Origin of the sequence: Chryseobacterium sp. OSA05B, from assembly GCF_019970065.1 — a bacterium.
Lineage (GTDB): Bacteria > Bacteroidota > Bacteroidia > Flavobacteriales > Weeksellaceae > Chryseobacterium.
This window is the reverse complement of sequence record NZ_JAHXYH010000001.1, coordinates 1,511,945-1,529,212: the sequence shown is the minus strand read 5'-3', so window position 1 is coordinate 1,529,212 and position 17,268 is coordinate 1,511,945. Positions and strand designations below refer to the sequence as shown.

19 protein-coding genes are annotated in these 17,268 nt (G+C 38.4%); 6 read left to right on the top strand and 13 right to left on the bottom strand.

Going from position 1 to position 17,268, the window contains the following annotated elements; translation table 11 throughout:
* Positions 1-10: 10 nt before the first annotated feature.
* Together LC419_RS06930 and LC419_RS06925 are read right to left on the bottom strand one after the other, a co-directional pair.
* Positions 11-802, bottom strand: coding sequence for a hypothetical protein (locus LC419_RS06930; RefSeq protein WP_223606657.1), 792 nt, complete (start codon positions 800-802; stop codon positions 11-13).
* A gap of 67 nt (positions 803-869) precedes the next feature.
* Positions 870-1,058, bottom strand: coding sequence for a hypothetical protein (locus LC419_RS06925; protein WP_223606656.1), 189 nt, complete (start codon positions 1,056-1,058; stop codon positions 870-872).
* A gap of 119 nt (positions 1,059-1,177) precedes the next feature.
* Here LC419_RS06925 and LC419_RS06920 point away from each other — a divergent pair, with 119 nt between their 5' ends.
* Positions 1,178-1,387 (top strand): hypothetical protein, encoded by a 210-nt coding sequence (locus tag LC419_RS06920; protein WP_223606655.1) that lies wholly within the window; start codon positions 1,178-1,180, stop codon positions 1,385-1,387.
* 46 nt (positions 1,388-1,433) lie between these two features.
* On the opposite strand, the gene LC419_RS06915 is transcribed toward LC419_RS06920, so the two are convergent.
* The 8 genes from LC419_RS06915 to pdxA all read right to left on the bottom strand — a co-directional run bounded on the left by LC419_RS06915 (position 1,434) and on the right by pdxA (position 9,584).
* A complete protein-coding gene (locus tag LC419_RS06915; protein WP_223606654.1) occupies positions 1,434-2,717 on the bottom strand; it encodes a hypothetical protein in 1,284 nt (427 codons plus the stop codon).
* Position 2,718: 1 nt separating this feature from the next.
* Positions 2,719-4,635 (bottom strand): type VI secretion system Vgr family protein, encoded by a 1,917-nt coding sequence (locus LC419_RS06910; RefSeq protein ID WP_223606653.1) that lies wholly within the window; start codon positions 4,633-4,635, stop codon positions 2,719-2,721.
* A 170-nt stretch (positions 4,636-4,805) separates the two neighbouring features.
* The gene (gene tssD / locus LC419_RS06905) at positions 4,806-5,213 is read right to left on the bottom strand and encodes a type VI secretion system tube protein TssD (protein ID WP_090025711.1); all 408 of its coding nucleotides are present in this window, start codon (positions 5,211-5,213) and stop codon (positions 4,806-4,808) included.
* A gap of 331 nt (positions 5,214-5,544) precedes the next feature.
* Positions 5,545-6,900 (bottom strand): acetyl-CoA carboxylase biotin carboxylase subunit, encoded by a 1,356-nt coding sequence (gene accC / locus LC419_RS06900; RefSeq protein ID WP_034723232.1) that lies wholly within the window; start codon positions 6,898-6,900, stop codon positions 5,545-5,547.
* Between the two features lie 99 nt (positions 6,901-6,999).
* Positions 7,000-7,479 carry an acetyl-CoA carboxylase biotin carboxyl carrier protein gene (accB, locus tag LC419_RS06895; RefSeq protein WP_223606652.1) on the bottom strand — a complete coding sequence of 160 codons (480 nt, stop codon included), beginning with the start codon at positions 7,477-7,479 and terminating at the stop codon, positions 7,000-7,002.
* Between the two features lie 127 nt (positions 7,480-7,606).
* Entirely contained in the window at positions 7,607-7,810 is a 204-nt protein-coding gene (gene rpmF / locus LC419_RS06890; protein ID WP_007843326.1) for a 50S ribosomal protein L32, read from the bottom strand.
* 67 nt (positions 7,811-7,877) lie between these two features.
* The gene (locus LC419_RS06885; protein ID WP_223606651.1) at positions 7,878-8,408 is read right to left on the bottom strand and encodes a DUF177 domain-containing protein; all 531 of its coding nucleotides are present in this window, start codon (positions 8,406-8,408) and stop codon (positions 7,878-7,880) included.
* Positions 8,409-8,492: 84 nt separating this feature from the next.
* Complete coding sequence (gene pdxA, locus LC419_RS06880; RefSeq protein WP_223606650.1) at positions 8,493-9,584, bottom strand: 4-hydroxythreonine-4-phosphate dehydrogenase PdxA; 1,092 nt, start codon at positions 9,582-9,584, stop codon at positions 8,493-8,495.
* Positions 9,585-9,632: 48 nt separating this feature from the next.
* Here pdxA and LC419_RS06875 point away from each other — a divergent pair, with 48 nt between their 5' ends.
* From LC419_RS06875 to LC419_RS06865, 3 genes are read left to right on the top strand one after another with little or no spacing between them, the layout of a single operon-like run.
* Positions 9,633-10,217: a riboflavin synthase gene (locus LC419_RS06875; protein ID WP_223606649.1), complete on the top strand. Its 585-nt coding sequence runs from the start codon at positions 9,633-9,635 to the stop codon at positions 10,215-10,217.
* A 1-nt stretch (position 10,218) separates the two neighbouring features.
* On the top strand, positions 10,219-11,673 hold the full coding sequence (locus tag LC419_RS06870) for a HAMP domain-containing sensor histidine kinase (protein WP_223606648.1): 1,455 nt from the start codon (positions 10,219-10,221) through the stop codon (positions 11,671-11,673).
* Positions 11,673-12,374 (top strand): methyltransferase, encoded by a 702-nt coding sequence (locus LC419_RS06865; protein ID WP_223606647.1) that lies wholly within the window; start codon positions 11,673-11,675, stop codon positions 12,372-12,374. The genes LC419_RS06870 and LC419_RS06865 overlap by 1 nt, the downstream gene beginning before the upstream one ends.
* 59 nt (positions 12,375-12,433) lie before the next feature.
* Here LC419_RS06865 and LC419_RS06860 read toward each other — a convergent pair whose 3' ends face one another.
* On the bottom strand, positions 12,434-13,144 hold the full coding sequence (locus tag LC419_RS06860; protein WP_223606646.1) for a cell division ATP-binding protein FtsE: 711 nt from the start codon (positions 13,142-13,144) through the stop codon (positions 12,434-12,436).
* A gap of 154 nt (positions 13,145-13,298) precedes the next feature.
* Entirely contained in the window at positions 13,299-13,457 is a 159-nt protein-coding gene (rpmH, locus tag LC419_RS06855; protein WP_034701860.1) for a 50S ribosomal protein L34, read from the bottom strand.
* 233 nt (positions 13,458-13,690) lie between these two features.
* Between rpmH and LC419_RS06850 the strand changes: the two genes are divergently transcribed.
* The gene (locus tag LC419_RS06850; RefSeq protein WP_223606645.1) at positions 13,691-14,689 is read left to right on the top strand and encodes a bifunctional oligoribonuclease/PAP phosphatase NrnA; all 999 of its coding nucleotides are present in this window, start codon (positions 13,691-13,693) and stop codon (positions 14,687-14,689) included.
* 90 nt (positions 14,690-14,779) lie between these two features.
* On the top strand, positions 14,780-16,369 hold the full coding sequence (locus LC419_RS06845) for a choice-of-anchor J domain-containing protein (protein WP_223606644.1): 1,590 nt from the start codon (positions 14,780-14,782) through the stop codon (positions 16,367-16,369).
* Positions 16,370-16,388: 19 nt separating this feature from the next.
* Here LC419_RS06845 and LC419_RS06840 read toward each other — a convergent pair whose 3' ends face one another.
* The gene (locus LC419_RS06840; RefSeq protein WP_223606643.1) at positions 16,389-17,201 is read right to left on the bottom strand and encodes a patatin-like phospholipase family protein; all 813 of its coding nucleotides are present in this window, start codon (positions 17,199-17,201) and stop codon (positions 16,389-16,391) included.
* Positions 17,202-17,268 lie beyond the last annotated feature (67 nt).

Sequence of the window (17,268 nt, the reverse complement as noted above, 5' to 3'; positions counted from 1 at the left end):
GTTCATAAAGTTATATAATACTGCTTATTTCCCGGTATAATATCTTTTCTCCGTCCGAAAGGATGAAGTCAGCTTTCTTTTTTGAATACTGTCTTTTCGGGGAGTTGTATTCCATTTGAATGGTGAGCGTTGCTTTATACTGCTCTACTCTGGGTTGGTATTTTTTGTTGATTTCTTCTTTTATATCAGTTGGGATGCTGATTTCTGAGGTGAAAAAAGCATCAAAACCATAATCTCTCTGTGCGGCTAATATGGTTCCTTCGCATTCCACATCTCCGATTCCTTTGATATTCCACGTAAATTTTTCGTGTGTTTTTTCACCGTTATCTACATAAGATGGTGCAAAGAAGAGAAGGTTCCAGAACGGTTCTTTCAGTTTGTTCCTGTAAAAAAGTGATTCATCTTCCAGAGCATTCAGGTATTGATTTCTGAACACGTCTGAATTCTGGTATTTCTCCTGAATTCCTGCTGTTTTCTGTTTCCAGCTTTCTACCATTTTCTGATGGTCCGAAGCACTGAGAAAAACACCTTTTTCATCCACTTTTACTTCAACAGGATAAGAACTTTGTTCCAGCTCCTGGAGAATTTCCATAAAGATGTTTTCAGATGGGAGGGGAGCGTCCTCTATTTTTTCTATCAGCCAGTTTTTGGTTTGGTCTTCATTTTCCGTTTCCTGTATATTGAGTTTGCAGGAAGAATGGAAGCCTTTTTTTTCTCCAAACTGTAATTCAAGCGAGTTTTCCACATGATAAACATGTGTCCCTGAATATTTCTGAAAAGGTTTTACCCGGTTTTCTTGCATGCTGGCTGTTTTTATATTCTATTAAACTCTGCTTTTATCTTTTTTAGAAAAAGTATTGATAAACAAACTAATCACCCATCCTATTATGCCTCCGATGAACATATATATAAGTGTTCTCTTTAAAGAACGTCCAGGAAGTAATTTCAATTCCTATTGGGTTATCCGGAGGAGCAGTATCTGCATAACTCACCATAGAATCCCAAACTGAAAAGAATAGGCCTGCTGCTGTACCTGCAATGATTAATATTTTTTTCATAATTAATCTATTCATTAATACTGTATTCGTACATTGATTGCTCCTCTAATCAGGATCATTCACCAGAATTCTTTTCAGAAGCTTTAAATAGAAGAATAATTACACTTAAGAAAAAATTCATGATAAAGAAAATCAACAAAATTTTCCCAAAAAGAAAGGCAATTTCTCTATTACTTAGACAATCTAAATTATTATCAGTATCCGATGTAAAACATCCTGTAAATATTGCCGTAATCACGACACTTATAACTCCTGTAATTAAAAAAATAAGGCATAAAATTGCAAGGATATTCATTACTTTAATAAATATCTTGCTTTCAACAGGCTGATCCTGGAACTCTATTATCAAGAGCTTAAACTGTTTATTTGTTAATCTTATTCCCAAAGTATATCTTCTTTTTTATAGGTGGTACTCTTTTTTGCATTTGTTCTTTTAACTACTTGGATGAGTAAGTCGGAACCATATTGTTTTCTATAGGTATTAATGGTTTCTACCGTTTTATACCACTCTTTATCAGACATAGAGTCATCAAAGTCATCATCGTCATGAGCTTTTTGTGCCAAAGCAATACTTGATTTAATATCAACACTTTCTACAAAGCCAAAGCATCCCAGAGATCCGCCAAGCCAGTCTACTCCAACTTTTACTCCACCAGGTTGTGCCATATATACAGTGCCGCCTCTTAAATAATGGCCTCCAATATGAATCATCACATCCTTTGCAAAATTTATATCGTCCCTTTTTTCAGGTATTGGAGTTTTGCCATCCAATTTTGTATTCCTTTCGATAGGTTCTGCGGCGAGTTTCAAGCTATTATTTTGGGAAAGTTTAAAAGCAGGAAATTGTATCCAGCCTTTTATTTGGTTTGGATAAATATAATCGATAGAATTATACACATTATCAGCTGAATCCTTTGGCTCAAAGGCTCTGTTTATAAAATAGTAAGTATCCTTGTCAATTTCATCTATTTTTTGCCATCCGTCTCTAGTTACCCCGAATGAATATAATTTCTTTTGTTCATTCGGCTTCATCAATATTAGCTCTGCACTGTAAACATTGACAATGCATGCCGGATTTGTAGTTCCTATCCCTTTATTAGCGATGTCAAAAATTCTGATAATTGAATATCCAATTGTTTTATCAGTAATTACAAGTCTCAAATGCTGAAGATATACCTCAACACTGGCATTTTTATTTGGTGCTTTAAAAAAAGCATATACTCTTACTTTTGTAGTGGTGGTATCCTTTTTAGATACAAAGTGAGAAATTTTTTCCTCTCCGGTTACCTGAAGGGCATTTGATATAGTCCCATTATCATATTGAATGCCCCATTTTAGATTTTTCAGGTCAGATTTATTGGGAGTTCTGTTATACTGGGTTACTTTATAAAAATATCTTTTATCTTTTTCTATTATGGTGACTTCTTTTTTACATTCAAAATCCTCATAACATTTTACAGCTAAAACTCTGAGAGGTAAAATGTCTTTTTTAGCTTTATACTCATCCAGTTTCTTACCACCTTTTTTACCATAAAAGGTATTTTCCTGAGGTGATTTAAAATCCAATGCACCTTTGGAAGCATCTTTCATGATATGTTCTGCTTCTTTGTAAGATTTGCCAAAGACATTCCGTATGATATTTCCGCCTTCGCCAGCCATACTATTGCATTTTTACTTGTTTGCCACTGTTGATATTGACTTCTTTTGCACTTTCTACATTGATAGCATCTTTCGTACTGATGTAGGATCCGGCTTCCATGTTTTCCGTGATATTTTTTGCTCTGGAACTTCTGCCAGCCTCTGCCGTTTCAATAATATTGCTTGCTGTAAGATTGTAATCATCGTTTGCGGTTTCAGTGATGTCTTCACCAGCCATGATATTGACGTTTCTTTGTGCGGAAGCGATGATATTGCGTCCGGCATTGATTTGTACATTTTCTCCGGCGGTGAAAGTCATATTCTTTGGAGCATTCACCGTAATATTTCCCTTGCCATCCATTAAATAGGTATTGCCACTCGGATCCTCTATAAAAATACTGCCTTCCTGGTCATTAAAAATTATTTTATTTCCGCTTCTGGTTTGAATCGATTTAATGTGATTGTTCAATCCGCCTCCTAAAGCGACCTGACCATGGAACATTCCACCCATTGCAAAAGGAAAATCAGGATGATGGTACTCAAAACCTACCATGACCTGGTCTCCAACTTCCGGAATAGCTACGAAACCTCTGTTTTGTGTGATGGCATCCGTTCCTCCTGCGTCAGGACTCATCATTCTGATAAAATGAGTCGTGTCGGGATTTCGCTGCCAGTCAAACTGTACCTGAATACGTCCCTGATTCATAGGATCTGTATTAGAAATTACAGTGGCTACCTGTGGTTCTGCGCTGGGGGTGATAAAATCCGGTTTAGGCATAAAGCCTGTTCCTTCCGCCACTGCTTCAAAACTTCCGGTGTAATATCCTCTGGCATTCACTTCATGAAAGACTTCGGTAACGGTTAATCTCGTAAAATAGGAAGTCTGGCTTGTATCCGGTTTACGCATTTCAATATCGGCGGTACATCCGGGATACAGAAACGGAACTGTTGTATTTCCTGAAACCGTAAAAACTTCTACCGCTGCACTTCCTGCTGCACTTTTCTGTGAATCGTCCACATCCATAAACATATTGGCATTCACCGGAGCAGGGGAGAGGGAGCGGGTTTTGAAGATGTTGTTATTTAATTCATAGGCTTTGGCCGGAATTTCTCCCTGGTGCCTGATATTATTTTCAGAGCCGGCCATTTTGGTGTGGCTGCTGCTGTTATATCCAAAAAATTCAGGTTTGGTGTGCACGGCTTTCAGTTCTACCTGAACATCACTTACGTTGCTGCCGTAAATGAGACGAACAGGTTTTTCGGAAGGCGGAAGTTTTCCGAAATGGAGGACTTCACCATCATAGTAAAACTGTTCACCGTAGGCTTCCGCAGTTCTTGCAAGAAAATTGTAATGGGTTTCGTTGTACTGGGAGCTGTAATTGATATAACTTTTATTCTGAGTGTCAACCCGGAAATCGAATTTTGAAGAACCTAAAGCTTCTTTGATGACCTTGTCTGCAATGATTCCCGTATTAACGGCCTGTGTACCTCCGAAACTTTGGGTATGAGGTGCTGAATCCATCAGGATAGTAGGGCTTTGCCCTTTCAGAACAATATTGCCGAGACTCATTTTTTCCTGACTGAATGCTGCCTTGGTGATAACGCCCACAAAAGTTCTTTCAGGACTTTCATTTTCGTAATCTTTGTATTTAAAGACTACGGTGATTCTTTTTCCCAGGAACTGGCGGGCTTCTTCGAGATTGTGGTTCTGTGTGGAGCCCAAAGAATCATGAGCAAGGATAAGTTCGAAGTGATGATGCCGCCTTGCACTCTGCTGTAAACGGAAATGTTTAAAATGATTGACAGATTTTCCTTCAATCACAATATCCAGTTTTACCACACGGTTGATTCCCGGAATTTGGTTTACAGAAATTTTATCTGCATTACCAGGAGCCTTGTATTGATCGGGACGGAATGAAAAATTGCTGCTTTCTTCCATGATTAGTATTGTTTTGGTATAAACTTAAAGCTGGAAAATATAATCCTAAATCATCTGTACCTTCATTTTTAGTTACAAAGTAGCAAGTACAGTCAAAAAAGACAGAACAGCATCCCTCACGCCGGGTGTACCATTCTGTCTGCTGTTTTTTTGATGTAGGAATTACATTCTTAAGATGAAGGCCATTCTCCTCTGTAAGAAGAAGTTCCAAGGTCGATTTGTTCTGCGCTGATTACAAAGCTGATGTACATACTGTTGTCATCTACTGCATCGAAGTCTACTTCGTGCTGAATTACATATCCGTTCTCCCATTTCAAAGTAGTCAGTGTTCCTTCTTCGTGAGATTTGTTGAATGTTACTTCTCCGGTTGTAGGCTTGTACTTTCCGTTAAGAAGGCTTTCAAGGATGTCAGATTTTTCAGTAGCTTCTACTGTGATTTTGATCAATGCATTGGAAGGATCTGATGCTACTCTTCCGGAAACGTCTGTAGAGCGGGATACACTGTAGTTAAGTTTTAATAACTTCTGTCCTTCACCGCCGTTGAATTTTAAAATTCCTCTTGAATTTCTTTCTGCCATGATAAGTAAATTTTAATTGTTAATATTGTGTGGTTTGTTGTGTTATGTCACCAAAAATAGAAGTAATTATATTATCACAAAAAAGTTTTTCAGGAAATTTTAAAAAGTGTCGTAATTCTTCGACTAACAAGTGTTAGGTAAATTGATTCTTGAGAATCAGTTGTTTATGGGTTTTAATGTTAAGGATTTATGAACTTCCGATGAGCAGGGAGATTGAAGGAGCCTCGGTATGATTGGTTGTGAATATCTGAAAGAAATTAAAATTTCTAAATATCGGGAATAAAAAAACTGCCCCGAAATGAGGCAGTTTAAATTTATATATAAAATAATCTTAGTGATTATCATATTTTCTATCCATTACAAAATCTTCCATGAATTTTGTCGTATAGTTTCCTGCAAGATAATCTTCATTATCCATCAGTTGTCTGTGGAAAGGAATGGTAGTCTTCACACCCTCAATATAGAATTCTTCCAGTGCACGTCTCATTTTAGCAATAGCTTCCTCACGGGTTTGAGCCGTAGTGATAAGCTTAGCAATCATTGAGTCATAGTTGGATGGAATAGTATATCCTGAATAAACGTGAGTATCTACTCTGATTCCGTGTCCGCCAGGAATGTTTAATCCTGTAATTTTCCCCGGAGATGGTCTGAAGTCTGCGTAAGGATCTTCTGCATTGATTCTACATTCGATAGAGTGTAGTTTCGGGTAATAATTGATTCCTGAAATAGGAGTTCCCGCAGCAAGAAGGATCTGCTCTCTGATCAGGTCATAATCAATTACCTGCTCAGTAATAGGGTGTTCTACCTGGATTCTTGTATTCATTTCCATGAAATAGAAATTTCTGTGCTTGTCTACAAGGAATTCGATAGTACCTACACCTTCATATCCAATGAATTCAGCAGCTTTTACAGCCGCAGCACCCATTTGCTCACGAAGTTCGTCTGTCATGAAAGGAGATGGTGTTTCTTCAGTCAGTTTCTGGTTTCTTCTCTGTACAGAACAGTCTCTTTCAGAAAGGTGACATGCTTTTCCATACTGGTCACCAGCTACCTGAATCTCAATGTGTCTAGGCTCTTCAATCAGTTTCTCCATGTACATTCCTCCGTTTCCGAAGGCAGCCACAGCTTCCTGAATAGCAGATTCCCAGTGATCTTTAAGGTCTTCAGCTTTCCATACAGCTCTCATCCCTTTTCCACCACCACCTGCGGTAGCTTTGATCATTACAGGATATCCGGTTTCTTCAGCTACTTTTACAGCATGCTCGTAAGATTCGATCAAACCGTCAGAACCAGGTACACATGGTACTCCTGCAGCTTTCATCGTCGCTTTGGCGTTTGCTTTATCACCCATTTTTTCGATCTGCTCAGGAGAAGCACCAATGAACTTGATGTTGTTTTTCTGGCAGATTCCTGAGAAATTAGCATTTTCAGAAAGGAATCCATAACCCGGGTGGATAGCGTCAGCATTGGTAATTTCCGCTGCTGCGATAATGTTAGGGATTTTAAGGTATGAGTCTTTGCTCATTGGAGGACCGATACATACGGCTTCATCAGCAAATCTTACATGAAGACTGTCTTTGTCTGCTGTAGAGTATACCGCAACGGTTTTGATCCCCATTTCTTTGCACGTACGTAAGATACGCATTGCAATTTCGCCACGATTGGCTATTAATATTTTTTTGAACATCTTCTTCAATTTGAAAATTAGATAATTTGAAAATTAGATAATGTTATTTTGAATGCAGAATTAAGTCTAACATCTAATGTCTAACATCTAACCTCGAAATTAAGATGGATCTACTAAGAATAAAGGCTGATCGTATTCTACCGGAGTAGCATCATCTACCAAAATCTTCACGATTTTTCCGCTGATCTCAGAATCGATCTGGTTAAATAACTTCATTGCTTCGATTACACAAACTACTTTTCCTGCAGAAACTTCGTCGCCTACGTTTACGAATACATCTTTATCCGGAGATGGCTTTCTGTAGAAAGTACCAATCATTGGAGACTTGATAGCCACATATTTGCTGTCGTCAGAAGCCGCTTCCGCTTTTTCAGCTGGTGCTGCTGCAGGAGCTGCTACCTGAGCAGGAGCTGCTGCCTGAGGAGCTGTGTGGTATACTGCTGGCTGTGCGTAAACCGCATCGCTACCGGCTAATGGAGTTTTAATAGTGATCTCGAAATCTTTAGTTTTGTACTTAACTTCTGAAACTTCAGCCTTAGATACAAACTTGATAAGATTCTGTATGTCTTTAATGTCCATAAATTTGATATTTGATTTTGGCTCAAAGATACCAAAAAAACATAAAAAACAACAAAAAACCGCCCAATTTTATCAAAATCGGGCGGTTTTTGTATTAAAATGAGGCTTTTTCAGTGAAAAGCGACTCTTAGTTTTCTTCTGTAGTTGCTACTTCTTTTTCCAATACTACTTTACCTCTGTAGTAAAGTTTTCCTTCATGCCAGTGAGCTCTGTGGTAAAGGTGAAGTTCACCAGTTGTTGCATCTTTCGCTAATTGAGGAACTACTGCTTTATAATGAGTTCTTCTCTTATCTCTTCTTGTGGACGACTGTCTTCTCTTAGGATGTGCCATTTTGAATAACTTTTTTAATTGATGAGCGATGAGATTCATCATCTCATCATATTTAAATTATTTTTATTTAATTATTGTCTTTTAATCTTCTCAGCGCGTCCCATCTCGGGTCGCTTTCCTGTTTTTCCTCTTCGGGTTCCTCAATATCTTTCGGACTGAACCTGTTTAGGATTTCAAGATCTTCATCGCTTACATTCGGTGAAATTTTTTTCATCGGTATAGAAAGCTGTACATTTTCGTAGATCAACTGAGCCACATTAAAGGCATGATCTGAGGCTGGAATAGTAATGACATCTTCATTGCTGTCGTCATATTCTTCACCAAAATGTACCAAAATTCCAATCTCGTTTTCAATAGGATAGTCGAATTCATCATTTGTGAGATCACAAATGAGTTCTACTGTCCCTTGTACTTTGATCTCAAATTCTAAAAATGTAGTGTGCTTTTCAAGGAAAACATCAGCTACGATTTTAGGATTTGTAAATTCCTGTTCAGTGTCAAATAATTGAAAGAACGATTTATCTATCTCAAATTTGAACACGTGCTTCCCGTTTTTGAGTCCGGAAAAGCTTACGTCATAGTTTCTTAACTTGTCCATAAAATGAGTGTGCAAAAATATGCAATTTTTTTATAATAACAAATAAAATCCATAACAAATTAATTTAAAATTTGTTTTAACGAATTATCCTTCATTTTCATCAGGCAGATCTTCATCCACTCCGTTGTCTACCGCCATTTTTCTTGGCTGCATACGATTGGTCATCAGATCGTTATATTCGCTTCTGTTCTTAAATATTTTAATCGCAGTGAAGATGGCTTCTGTAAAACTTTGCTCATCTGCGATGTTTTTTCCTGCAATATCATAGGCCACTCCGTGGTCCGGAGAGGTCCTGATAAACGGAAGTCCGGCCGTGTAATTCACACCTTCTTCGTAGGCTAAAGTTTTGAAGGGTGCCAGTCCCTGATCGTGGTACATGGCTAAAACCGCATCGAAATTTCTGTACTTATTCGGCTGAAAGAAGCTGTCTGCAGGATAAGGTCCGAAAGCCAGTATTCCGTTGTCAGAAAGTTCTTTGATGGCCGGCTCTATAATTTCGATCTCCTCTTTTCCGATTACGCCTCCGTCTCCTGCATGTGGATTTAACCCCAACACTGCAATTTTTGGTTTCTGGATGCAGAAATCCTCGATCAATGTCTGATTCAGGGCTCTGATCTGTTTTTTTATTTTTTCTTTGGAAATATTTTCTGCTACGCTGGCAATGGGAATGTGGTGTGTGGATACCGCTACTTTCAGATCTTCCGTAACTAAGAACATCAGTCCTTTTTTACTGAATTTTTCTTCAAAATAGCCTGTGTGTCCGGCATGCTTAAAGCCCATTTTCACCATTTCATCTTTGTTGATAGGCGCTGTGACAAGGACATCGATGTCGCCTTTCATTAGAGCTTCCGTCGCCAGTTCTAAAGATTCGATAGCCATTTTGGTGGATTCTTCAGTAGGAACACCTAATTCTACATTCACATTATCCTTGGTCAGGTTCACCATATTGAGTTTTCCAGGCTGAGCCTGCGATGCTTCATTTACGTAGTTGAAATTCAGATTCAGCTTGAAAATATTTTTCTGGAAGGTAAATAACTTTCCCGAGCCAAAAATCACCGGAGTGAAAAAATCCGTAATGGTTTTGTCTGTCAGGGACTTCATGATGATCTCCGGACCGATGCCGTTAAAATCACCTATTGAAATTCCTACTCGTACTTTATGGTTTTTTGGGCTCATTTTGATTATCTTTGAAGATTATAATTTACAAATTTAGCAAAAAATAATATGTTCACAGGAATTATTGAAGCAGTTGGCGTTATTGAAAAGATTGAAGAAAAAGGAAGCAACATAGATTTCACCCTAACATGTCCTTTTACCAGCGAATTGAAAATAGACCAGAGTCTGGCTCATAACGGGTGTTGCCTGACAGTTGTTGAGATTAAAGAGGATCAATATGTGGTAACAGCAATCAATGAAACATTGGAAAAGACCAATCTTGGAAAATGGGACGTAGGTACAGTCGTGAATCTTGAGCGATGCATGAAGATGGATGGAAGACTGGACGGACATATTGTACAGGGCCACGTTGACAATACCGGTGAAGTAGCAGGAATCGAAAATAAAGACGGAAGTTATTTTATTACTATTAAATATGAAGATAACAGCAGTTTTGTAACGGTTCCGCAAGGTTCTATTACGGTAAACGGAATCAGTCTTACAGTGGCAAAAAGTGAAGATACTCAGTTTTCTGTGGCTATCATTCCATACACCTGGGAGTTTACCAATATGCAGCATCTTAAAATCGGAGATCAGGTTAATTTAGAATTTGACATCATTGGTAAGTATATTGCTAGGTTAATTAAAAAGTAGGATGCCGATAAGTAAATACAAAGGATACAGTTTAAGGAACCGGGTGTTTTTCGGATTCCTCCTCGTTTGTTTTTTAAGTGTTGTCGCTACATCGCTCGTTCCCTATTTTGTCTTAAGGAATAATTCTCTGCAGCAAAGTAATATTGATATGCAGGAGAAGACCAATGCAGTGATGAGATACCTTGATTATGCCGTAAGCCGGACTCTTGTAGAAACGGAAGATCTGCCTATGGTATTGGGGAATAAAATTTTCGAGATAGCAGACATCAACCAGCACGATATTGTCATCTATGATCTGAAAGGGAATTATCTTTTATCCAATAAAGACGAAAGCCTGATTGATCAGAAAACGATTCCTATCAATATCGTCAATAAAATTCTGTCCACCGATTCAAGGGTGGATATCAAAGGATATGATAAGAAAAAAGATGCAGGACGCACCTCGTCTTATCTCCTCTTGAAAAACAATGAACTGGAGCCTATTGGAATTGTGTATATTCCTTTGTATCACAATGAATCTGCTTATCTGGATGTTCTTCACCAGTATATCAAATACATTTTATTGGTAGATATCTTTCTTATTTTATTCAGTATTTGGATAAGCTGGGTAACCTCAAACAGTTTAGCGAAAAATATTACTAAATTTTCTGATATGATCACGCGTATTACATTATTTGAAAATGAAATGCGTCCTATCAGATATTATAAAAATGATGAGCTTAATGCCTTGGCAAGAGCTTATAACAGAATGATTCTGCAGATTCAGGACCAGAAAGAAAGATTGCGTTTCAAAGCATCTGAAGAAGCCTGGAGAGAAATGGCAAAGCAGGTGGCGCATGAGGTGAAAAATCCTCTTACGCCTATGAAACTTACTATCCAGAACTTTGAAAGAAAATTCGATCCGGAAGATCCGAATATCAGAGAAAGGGTAAAGCAGATGAGCAAAACAATGGTGGATCAGATCGATCTGATTGCTACGGTAGCTTCTGCTTTCTCAGAATTTGCCAAGCTTCCTGAAAAAAATAATGAAGTCATTAATCTGAATACGGAAGTGGAAGATATTCTGCGCGTTTTCAATGATGACAGTATCTTTATGCATTCCAATAAAGGGAATATCATGATCAATATGGATAGGATCTATCTTTCCAGAATCATCACCAATCTTGTAACCAATGCCAAGCAGGCTCAGAGTGATGAACGTAAGCTCATCATCAATGTGGATGTGGAACAGCATCAGAGAAGGGTAATGATCTCTGTGCAGGACAACGGGGTAGGAATTCCTGATAATATGTATGAAAGGATATTTGAGCCTAATTTTACTTCTAAAAACAGCGGGATGGGACTTGGTCTCTCGATGGTCAGAAAGATGATCGAGGATTACAAAGGGGAGATCGCGGTGAAGTCTGAAGTAGGGAAGGGATCTACATTTACCATTACACTGCCTACGAATTTATAGTGAAGCCTTTTACCTTTAAACATTTCGAAATTCAACAGTCAAAAAACGTCTTCCGGGTAGGAACGGATGGGGTATTGTTGGGTGCTCTGGCTGATGTGCAAAATGCTTCGGAGGTTTTGGAAATAGGAACCGGAACCGGCCTGATTTCTTTAATGCTTGCGCAAAGGAACAGTCAGGCATCTTTTCTAGGTCTGGATATTAATGAGGAGGCCGTTTCACTCACGAGGACGAATTTTGAACATTCTCCCTTTCATGATAGGCTGAAAAATATTCATCAGGATCTTAAGGCTTTTGAAACAGAAAAGAAATTTGATCTTATTATTTCAAACCCTCCCTATTTTGAAGAATCCGAATCTGATAAAGATAAAATTGCCCGCCAGACCGTAGAATTAAATTTCCAGCAGCTTATTGTGGCTTCTGTAAAAATTTTGGCTGATCATGGGATTTTGTCGGTTATTATTCCTGCTGAAGCTGGTAATGGTTTTATCGAAACGGCTTCGGAAAATCGTTTGTTTCTAAAACGCAAAGTCAATATCAAAGGGATAGAAAATTCCAAAACGAAAAGATTAGTTCTTGAGTTTTTGTTTGCAGAAAGGCCTGTTGAAGAGTCTGATTTTGTGATAGAAAAAAGTCCGAGACAATACTCGGACTCATATCTTGAACTCACAAAGGAGTTTCATGTCTTTAAAAATAGAGGTTAGAAATTAGAGATTAGAAGTTAGATGGTGACTGCTTAGTTTTTATCTAAATCTCTTTCTTCTTACTCAAATAACTCAGCTGTATCCAGTACAGAAACTTTTCCATCTTCACATCTGATCGCTTCTCCAGGGAAGTTTTGGATCATATGGTAGTCATGGGTGGCCATTACTACAGCAGCTCCGTTTTCAAGGGCTACCTGCTTCAGAAGGGTCATGATTTCATTGGATGTTTCGGGGTCAAGGTTTCCTGTAGGCTCATCGGCGAGGATTAAGTCAGGATGATTGAGTAAGGCTCTGGCAATGGCCACACGCTGTTGCTCACCACCTGAAAGCTCATGAGGCATTTTGTGCTTTTTGCTCTTCATATTAACGCTTCCTAAAACTTCGTTGATGCGGTCTTCCATTTTTACTTTATCATTCCATCCTGTAGCTTCAAGGACGAATTTTAGGTTTTTTTCAACAGTTCTATCCGAAAGCAACTGGAAATCCTGGAATACAATTCCTAGCTTTCTTCTCAGGTTGGGAATGTCCGAAGGTCTTAATTTGGCAAGCTCAAAGCCAACCACAGCACCATGTCCGGATGCCAAAGGAATGTGTCCGTAAAGCGTCTTTAATAGTGAGCTTTTTCCGGAACCTGTCTTTCCGATAAGGTAGCAGAATCTGCCTTTTTTAATGTTAAGATTAACATCAGAAAGAACAGTGAAGTTTTTTTGCGCAATCTTTGCGTTCTGTAAGCTTATAATATTATCTCCGGAGATATTTGTATGCGGCATAATTCAATTTTATGGTGCTATTTCTAAAATATTTTTTCAGATCTTAAAAATAGAAAAAAGAAGCTTAAAAAACCTAAACTTTAGGAAATTTTAACAACAAAAAATGCCTGAAAAACTTCTTTTCAAGCATGATCTGTATATGATATTCGAGATATTATCTCTTAGCGCGCGCAGCACTAACAGTTAAACTCTTTCTGCCTTTAGCTCTTCTTGCTGCCAATACTCTTCTCCCGTTTGGCGTAGACATTCTTTCTCTGAAACCGTGTTTGTTTCTTTTCTTTCTTTCTGATGGCTGGAATGTTCTTTTACTCATTACTATATATTTAAATCGTAATTAATCTATTAATTTTCAGGTTGCAAAGATATAGAAATTTTTAAAAGTTACAAATTTTACTCATCTTTTTTTAGAAATTATTTGAAATATTTTTGCCCCCTCCATTCATAAACCGCGAGAGAAATGAAATCCGGGTACAGAAATTACATTGAGATGATTTATTTAAAAGCTCTATCTTTGAAAACTCAAATTTAAAGAAAAATAAGCACACGATGTTTACACCAACAGAACTTTTAGATATCAACGCATTACTTACGCCTGAAAGCAAGATAGTTATCCTTACTCATTACAATCCGGACGGAGATGCAATAGGCTCCAGTTTGGGACTGAAGCATTATTTAAGAGCAAAAGGAATTCCTGCTGAAGTGATTGTGCCGAATGATTTTCCAAAATTTCTGAAGTGGATGCCAGAATCCAAAAAGGTGATTATCGGTGAATACAAAAGAAAATATGCATTTGAACTGATCAGCGGTGCTGATGTTATCTTCTGTCTTGATTTCAATGCCCCTTCAAGAATCGGTATTCTAGGAGAATGGCTGACAAAGGCAAGAGCTAAAAAAATTCTTATCGATCATCACCAGCAGCCTGAGGAGTTTGATTTTGTTTATTCTGATACTGTAATTCCTGCTACTTCACAGATGATCTATCATTTTATTGAAGCTATGGGGGATGAAACATTGGTTGATCAGGATATGGCAGAATGTCTTTATACCGGGATTATGACTGATACCGGTGGGTTCCGCTTCCGTTCCACGAGTGCGACCACCCATAGAATTATCGCTAATTTAATTGAAAAAGGGGCTGATCCTTCTGTGATCACTTCAAATACATGGGATACGAATACCGTTTCCCGTCTTCATCTTCTAGCTCTCGTACTGGGAAGAATAGAAGTGGTGAATGATGGTAAGGTTGCCGTATTGTCTCTGACCAGAAACGAACTTAAGGAATATGGTTTCCAGAAAGGAGATACTGAAGGTTTCGTGAATTACGGACTGAGTATTGCCGGCGTGAAAATGGCTGCTTTCTTTATGGAAGATCTTTACGATGACTTTATCAAAATTTCTTTCAGAAGTAAAGATGATGTAGATGTCAATCAGTTCTCCAGAAAGTACTTTAATGGAGGTGGACATATCAATGCGGCAGGTGGAAAATCTTCCGGCTCACTTGAAAGTACGATTGAAGATTTTAAACGTTTTATTGAAAACTATTAATTAATTTCATAAATTTTTACTGAATAGTTTGTTTTATTTATTGGTTTATTGTACTTTAGGCAGTGAATTAATGAAAAACCAAATTATTTTATGAAAACAAAATTACTTACGTTTTTGTTTGCGTTGCCAGTTCTGGCCAGTGCGCAATTTTCTCAAAACTTTGATGCAGGTACTACCACTCCTGCGGGATGGAGTGTAATAAACGGAGGAGACGCCAATGGATTTATTTTTGGTCCCGGTGCTCCGCGAAGTGTGTATTCATTACCGAATGCAGCACAGATTAACTACAGTGCTACTGCTCATGATGATTATTTAGTAACTCCTGCTATAACCGTAGTAGCTGGTGTTAACGACAGGATTACCTATTTTGTGAAGAATCAGGATCCTAATTACGTGGAAAGTTACGCGGTTAAATTATCTACGACCACAGCTACTGCAGCTGCCTTTACAACGGTACTTACGCCTGTGGCACCGGCTCCTAATAAATGGACCTTCTTTTCTATAGATCTTTCCGCTTATGTAGGACAAACGGTGTATGTAGGCTTTCAGGCTACTTCGCCAGATATGTTTAGATTATTGTTTGATAATATAAGCAGCGATACGGCACCTACCGTAGCTCCTAATTGTGTTACTGCTTTAACTGCGCCAGCTAATGGGGCAACAGGCGTAAATCCAAATGCTGTCACATTAACCTGGACTGCACCAACCGGAGGAGCGAAAGTTGACAGTTATGACTTGTATCTGGATACGAACCCGAATCCTACGACTCTGGTGGCCAGCAATTATTTATTTGCTGATTTCACAACATTGCAAGGAAATGCTACTTACTATTGGAAGGTGGTTGCTAAGAACGCTGCAGGTGTTGCGGTAGGATGTCAGACTTCCAGTTTCACAACCGGAGATTCATTTGCACCTTACTGCTTCGGAAACCTATTGTTTACTGATGGTGTAGAGCCTATTACTTCTGTGCAGTTAAGAAATATGACGAACACTTCTTCAGAGCTGTTAACCAGCCCAACCCATGAAAACTTTATCAATAAAAATGTATCAGTGGAACAGGGTGGAACGTATCCTATCACTTTCAAAGGAAATACGGATGGAAATAATTCTAACCGATTTATTGTCTACGTAGACTGGAATCAGGATGGTGATTTCGTGGATACAGGAGAAGTATTTTTCGGAACAGCAGCAACTATCGTATCACTTGTTAATTCTACGGGTGTAGATACGAAAACTGCAACCGGAAATATCGTAGTTCCTGCAACAGCTACATTAGGAAAAACAAGAATGAGAGTGAAAAAGACCTATGGATCAACAGCTTATTTAAGCCCATGTTATTCTTCCGGTACAACGCTTGCTGCAACTTCAGGAACAGCGGCTTACGGACAGGCTGAAGATTACAGCATCACCATCGTTCCTGCCGGATCATTAGCAGTGAATGAAACAAATGCTAAAGCTAAATTATCAGTATATCCTAATCCAATGAAAGATGTGTTGAATATTTCAGCGGCGGACAGAAAAGTAACGGAAGTATCGTTCTATTCTGCTGAAGGAAGACTTGTGAAAACTGTGAAGGACAATGTTTCTGTAGTTCCTACAAATGATCTGAATTCAGGAATGTATGTTGTAAAAGTGAAAACAGCAGATTCTGAACAGACCTTTAAAGTAATAAAAGAATAACTTTTTTAATAATCAGATATTAGAGGCTCTCAATTTGGGAGCCTTTTTTATATCCTTTTTCTTCCAGCTCTTTGCAGGTGTATTCATAAACCTCCTGAAACATGATGTCCAGATTTTTCTTGCTGAACAGGCTGAACTTTGTCATTTTAGGAGGGTCTAAAAAAATATCACAGGATTTAGCTTTGGAGTACACCGATTTGGCGATGGCTAGATGGAGGATCCTGTCGAATTCTTTCATCAGGCTCATATTTTTCAGTTCGTCATAGCTTATGGAATTGACGTGGGAAGCAATTAAAAAATCACATTTGTCAATAATCGGTTCAATAGGAAGATTGTCGAGAACGCCGCCATCCACATATATTTTTTCTCCTATTCGTACAGGTGGCAAAATAAATGGAACACTTGACGAAGCCAGTAAAGGTCCAAAAAGTTCTCCTTCCGAAAAGAAGTCCACAATACCATGGGTCATCTCGGTAGCTGTAACGTAAACCGGGATTTTTAAGATTTTAAAGTCATTCTCGGGAAAATGATCATTAAAAAGTTTTAAAATGAAATTTGAGCTGAAAATGCCATTTTTAGAGAGCTTCAGATAAGATCTGGAAAAGAAGGTAGTGTTTCTGACAATGTCCATCATCTCATCCGGTGATTTTCCAAAAGAGTAAAAAGCCCCGACAATAGAGCCGGCGCTGGTTCCTGAAATAATATGTGGCTTCAGATTGTATTCTTCCAGTGCTTTCAGTACTGCGATATGGGCGATTCCGCGCATTCCTCCTCCGGAAAGCGTTAGGCCGATGACCGGCGGTTTCTTTTTTTTGAACGAGAATAAACCCATTGAGATAATTAATCCCTACTAAGATACAAGAAAATTTGATATGCAGGGGCTAAGACCTGTATTTGAA